Here is a 5,269-nt window from a genome sequence, read left to right on the forward strand (position 1 = left end):
CCGCAACGAACCCGAAGCCCTCCTCACCGGCCTCGCCCGCCTCTGGACCACCGGCACCCCCCTCACCTGGACCACCACCTTCCCCACCACCACCCACCCCACCCTCCCACTCCCCACCTACGCCTTCCAACGCGAACCGTACTGGCTCGACGCCACCACCTCCCGGCCCGCCGACGCGGCCGGGCTGGGGCTCGGTGACGCCGGGCACCCGCTGCTCGGCGGCGCGATCGAGCTGCCGGACGGCACGCTGGTGCTCAGTGGGCGGCTGGGTGTCGGGACCGAGCCCTGGATCGTCGAGCACACCGTCGCCGGTGTGGTCGTGCTGCCCGGTGCCGCGCTGCTGGAGCTGGCGGTGGCCGCCGGTGACCGGGTCGGGCTGCCCCGGGTCGCGGGTCTCGACCTGGCCGACCCGCTGGTCCTGTCCGAGCAGGACGCGCTGCACCTGCGGGTGGTGGTCGCGCCGGCCGCCGACGACGGCAGTCGGGCGCTGACCGTGCACTCCCGTCCGGTCGGGTCCGAGTCCTGGACCGTGCACGCCACCGGTACGCTCGCCGCCGCCGCGGGTGCGCCCGCCGTCCCGTCCGGGAGCTGGCCGCCGAAGGGCGCGACGGAGCTGACCGACCTGGCCGGCCGGGTGGCCGCGGCGGGCCGCGGCCCGGCCGTCCCGCTGCCCCGGCGGGCCTGGACGCACCAGGGCCGGCTGCTGGCCGAGGTGCGGCTCGACGAGCCCGCCGACGGGTTCGCGCTGCACCCGCTGCTGCTGGAGGCGGCGCTCCAGCCGCTGTGGGCCGAGGCCGGGCACCCGGCGCTGCCCGGGGCGTGGAGCGGTGTCGAGCTGCACGCCGCCCCGGCGGGCGAGCTGCGCGCGGTGCTGACCCCGCTGGGCGGGGACCGCTGGTCGCTGGCCGCCACCGACCCGGCGGGCCGGCCGCTGCTGACCGCCGAGACGCTGACCGTACGGGCGGTCGACCCGGCCCGGCTGCGGGCCGGACGTCCGGTCGCGGAGCGGCTGTTCGCGCTCGACTGGGCCCCGGTCACCGTCGCTCCCGCCGAGGGCCGGGTGGCCGTGCTGGACTGCGGTGACCCGCTGCCCGCCGAGCTGCCGGACGTCGTCGTCGCCACCGTCGACACCGCCGTCGCCGAGGCCGCCGCGCTGAGCGTGCCCGAGTCCGCGCTCCAGGCGGTGACCGGGACGCTGGAGCTGGTCCAGGAGTTCCTGGCCGCCCCGGCGGCCGGCCCGGCCCGGCTGGTCGTCGTCACCGACCCGACCGACCCCGCCGCCGCCCCGGTGCGCGGCCTGGTCCGGGCCGCGCAGACCGAGAACCCCGACCGGCTGGTGCTCGTCGACGCCGAGCACGGCGTCAGCGCCGAGGAGGCGGCCGAGGCCGCCGGCTCCGGCGAGCCGCACCTGGCCCGCCGCGACGGCCGCTGGTTCGCGCCCCGCCTGGTCCGGACCGCACCGGCCCCGGCCCGGCCCGTCGACCTCAGCGGCACGGTGCTGGTCACCGGCGGCACCGGCGCGCTCGGCGCGCTGGCGGCCCGCCACCTGGTGGTCGAACACGGCGTGCGGCACCTGCTGCTGACCAGCCGCAGCGGCCCGGACGCGCCCGGCGCCCGCGAACTGGTCGCCGAACTCGCCGAATTCGGCGCCGAGGTGACCGTCGCGGCCTGCGACGCGGGTGACCGCGAGCAGCTGGCCGCGCTGCTGGCCGCGATCCCCGCCGACCGCCCGCTGCGGGCCGTCGTGCACACCGCCGGCGTCCTGGACGACGGCGTGGTCGGCGCGCTCACCCCCGAGCGGCTGGCGAACGTACTGCGCCCGAAGGCCGACGCCGCCTGGCACCTGCACGAACTCACCCGCGACCTCGACCTGACCGCGTTCGTCCTCTACTCCTCGCTGTCGGGCCTGCTCGGCACCGCCGGCCAGGCCAACTACGCGGCCGCCAACGCCTTCCTGGACGCGCTCGCCGTCCACCGCCACGCCCTCGGCCTGCCCGCCACCTCGCTGGCCTGGGGCCCGTGGGAGCGGTCCGGCGGCATGACCGAGCACCTGTCCGACACCGACCTGCGGCGCATCGCCCGACTCGGCCTGACCCCGCTCCCGGACGCGGACGGGCTCGCCCTGCTGGACGCCGCGCTGACCCGTCCCGAGCCGGTCCTCGTCCCGGCGGCCGTGACCGTCAGCCGAGGCGACACCGCGCTCCCGGCGCTGTTCCACGGCCTGGCCGGCGCCCCGCGCCGCGCCGCGGCCGCCGCCCCGGCGGGCTCGTTCGCCGCCCGGCTCGCCGAGGCCGACCCGGCCGACCGCCCCGGGATCGCGGCCGACCTGGTGCTGCGCCAGGTCGCGCTGACCCTCGGGCACCCCGACACCTCCCGGATCGACGCCCGCCGCGCGTTCAAGGAACTGGGCTTCACCTCGCTCACCGCCGTCGAACTCCGCAACGGGCTGAACGCGGCCACTGGGCTCACCCTGTCCGCCGCGCTGGTCTTCGACTACCCGACGCCTACCCTGCTCGCCGAGCACCTGCTCGACCTGCTGCTCCCCCGCCGGGCCGCCGAGGGCACCGAGGGTGTCCGCCCGACCGGACGGGCCTCCTCCGAGGAGCCGATCGCGATCGTCGGCATGGCCTGCCGCTTCCCCGGCGAGGTCGCCTCGCCCGAGGACCTGTGGCGGCTGGTCGCCGAGGGCCGGGACGCCATCGGGGAGTTCCCCACCGACCGGGGCTGGGAACTCGACACCCTCTTCGACCCCGACCCCGACCACCCTGGCACCAGCTACGTCCGCGAGGGCGGCTTCGTGACCGGCGTCGCCGGGTTCGACGCGGGCTTCTTCGGGATCTCCCCGCGCGAGGCCCTGGCGATGGACCCGCAGCAGCGCCTGCTGCTCGAAGTCGCCTGGGAGGCCTTCGAACGGGCCGGCATCGACGCCACCACGCTGCGCGGCGAACCGGTCGGCGTCTTCGCGGGCGGCAACGGCCAGGACTACGCGACCCAGGCCGACGGCGGCGCCGAAGGCGTCGAGGGCTACTTCGTCACGGGCAACGCGGCGAGCGTCGCCTCCGGCCGGATCTCCTACCAACTCGGCCTGGTCGGACCGGCGTTGACCGTCGACACCGCCTGCTCCTCGTCGCTGGTGGCGATGCACCTGGCGGTGCGTTCGCTGCGCTCCGGCGAGTCCTCGATGGCGCTGGCCGGCGGCGCGACGATCATGTCCTCCCCGCGTGCCTTCGTGGAGTTCTCCCGCCAGCGCGGCCTCGCCGTCGACGGCCGCTGCCGCGCCTTCGGCACCGGCGCCGAGGGCACCGGCTGGGGCGAGGGCGTGGGCCTGCTGGTCCTGGAGCGGCTGTCGGACGCCCAGCGCCTGGGGCACCAGGTGCTGGCGGTGGTCCGTGGCACGGCCGTCAACCAGGACGGCGCCAGCAACGGCCTGACCGCCCCCAACGGCCCGTCGCAGCAGCGGGTGATCCGCGCCGCGCTGGCCGACGCCGGGCTCTCCGCGTCGGAGGTCGACGCGGTCGAGGCGCACGGCACCGGCACCAAGCTCGGCGACCCGATCGAGGCCGAGGCGCTGCTCGCCACCTACGGCCAGGAGCGCGGCGAGAGCGCGCCGCTGTACCTCGGGTCGATCAAGTCGAACATCGGCCACACCCAGGCCGCCGCCGGCGTCGCGGGCGTCATGAAGATGGTGATGGCGATCCGGGCCGGCGTCCTGCCGCCCACCCTGCACGCCGAGAAGCCCAGCCCGCACATCGACTGGTCGGCGGGCGAGGTCGAGGTCCTCACCGAGGCCCGCGACTGGACGGCCGTCGACCGGCCGCGCCGGGCCGGCGTCTCCGCGTTCGGCGTCAGCGGCACCAACGCCCACGTGATCATCGAGCAGGCCCCGGTCCAGGCCGTCGAGACCGGGGACGCGGCACCCGCCGCGACCGCACCGGAGGTCCTCGCCTGGCCGCTCTCCGCCAACGACCCCGCCGCCCTCCGCGCCCAGGCCGGCCGCCTGGCCCGCTTCGCCCGCACCGGCCCCGACCCCGTCGCGACCGCCCGCGCGCTGGCCACCGCCCGCACCACCTTCACCGAACGGGCGGTCGTGCTGGGCACCGACCTCGCCGCCCTCACCACCGCACTCGACACCCTCGCCGAGGGCGGCACGGACGCTGCCGCGGTCACCGGTTCGGCTTCGGGTGGTGCGGGTCGCACCGCGTGGGTGTTCCCCGGCCAGGGCGCGCAGTGGATCGGCATGGGACGCGCCCTCCTCGAAGAGTCCCCCTGGTTCGCCGAAGAAATCGAACGCGTCGCCGCCGCCCTCACCCCCTTCATCGACTGGTCCCTCCAAGACGTCCTACGCGGCGAAGGCCTTGAGGCCACCCTGGAGCGGGTCGACGTCGTCCAACCCGCCTCCTTCGCCGTCATGGTCGCCCTCGCCGGACTCTGGACCCGCCTCGGCCTGACCCCCGACGCCGTCATCGGCCACTCCCAAGGCGAAATCGCCGCCGCCCACATCGCCGGCATCCTCCCCCTCCGCGACGCCGCCCGCATCGTCACCCTCCGCGCCCGCCTCATCCGCGACACCCTCGCCGGACACGGCGCCATGACCTCCCTCACCCTCCCCGCCCCCACCATCCAACACTGGCTCGACACCGACCCCCACCTCACCGACCTCGCCATCGCCGTCGTCAACAGCCCCACCTCCTGCGTCGTCGCCGGAAACCTGGACGCCCTCGACACCATCGAAACCCGCGCCACCCAACAAGGAGCCCGCGCCCGGCGCATCCCCGTCGACTACGCCTCCCACTCCCCCCACGTCGAAACCCTACGCACCGCCCTCGCCGAAGCACTCCACGGCATCCACACCACCGAGCCCCGCATCCCCATGCTCTCCACCACCACCGGCCAATGGCTCACCGCCCAAAACACCGGCCCCGACTACTGGTACGACAACCTCCGCGCGCCCGTCCGCTTCGACCACGCCATCCACACCCTCCTCGAAACCGGCTACACCCGCTTCATCGAATGCAGCGCCCACCCCGTCCTCACCGTCCCCATCGAAGAAGCCGCCGCGGAACGAAACGTCCTCGCCCTGGGCACCCTGCGCCGCCACGACGGCGGCCTACACCGACTCCTCACCCAAGCCGCCACCGCCTGGACCAACGGCACCCCCATCGACTGGACCCGACTCCTCCCCGAAACCCGCCCCGTCGACCTCCCCACCTACCCCTTCCAACACGACCGCTACTGGCTCAACTCCACCACCCCCACCCACAACCCCACC

General features: G+C 75.9%; 1 protein-coding gene. It reads left to right on the plus strand.

What is annotated here, in order from left to right; genetic code table 11:
- Positions 1 to 5,269: type I polyketide synthase (locus ACZ3J7_RS40805; protein ID WP_465628464.1), on the plus strand; the 5,269-nt coding region annotated here is incomplete at both ends.

Source organism: Kitasatospora sp. NPDC015121, from assembly GCF_055562955.1.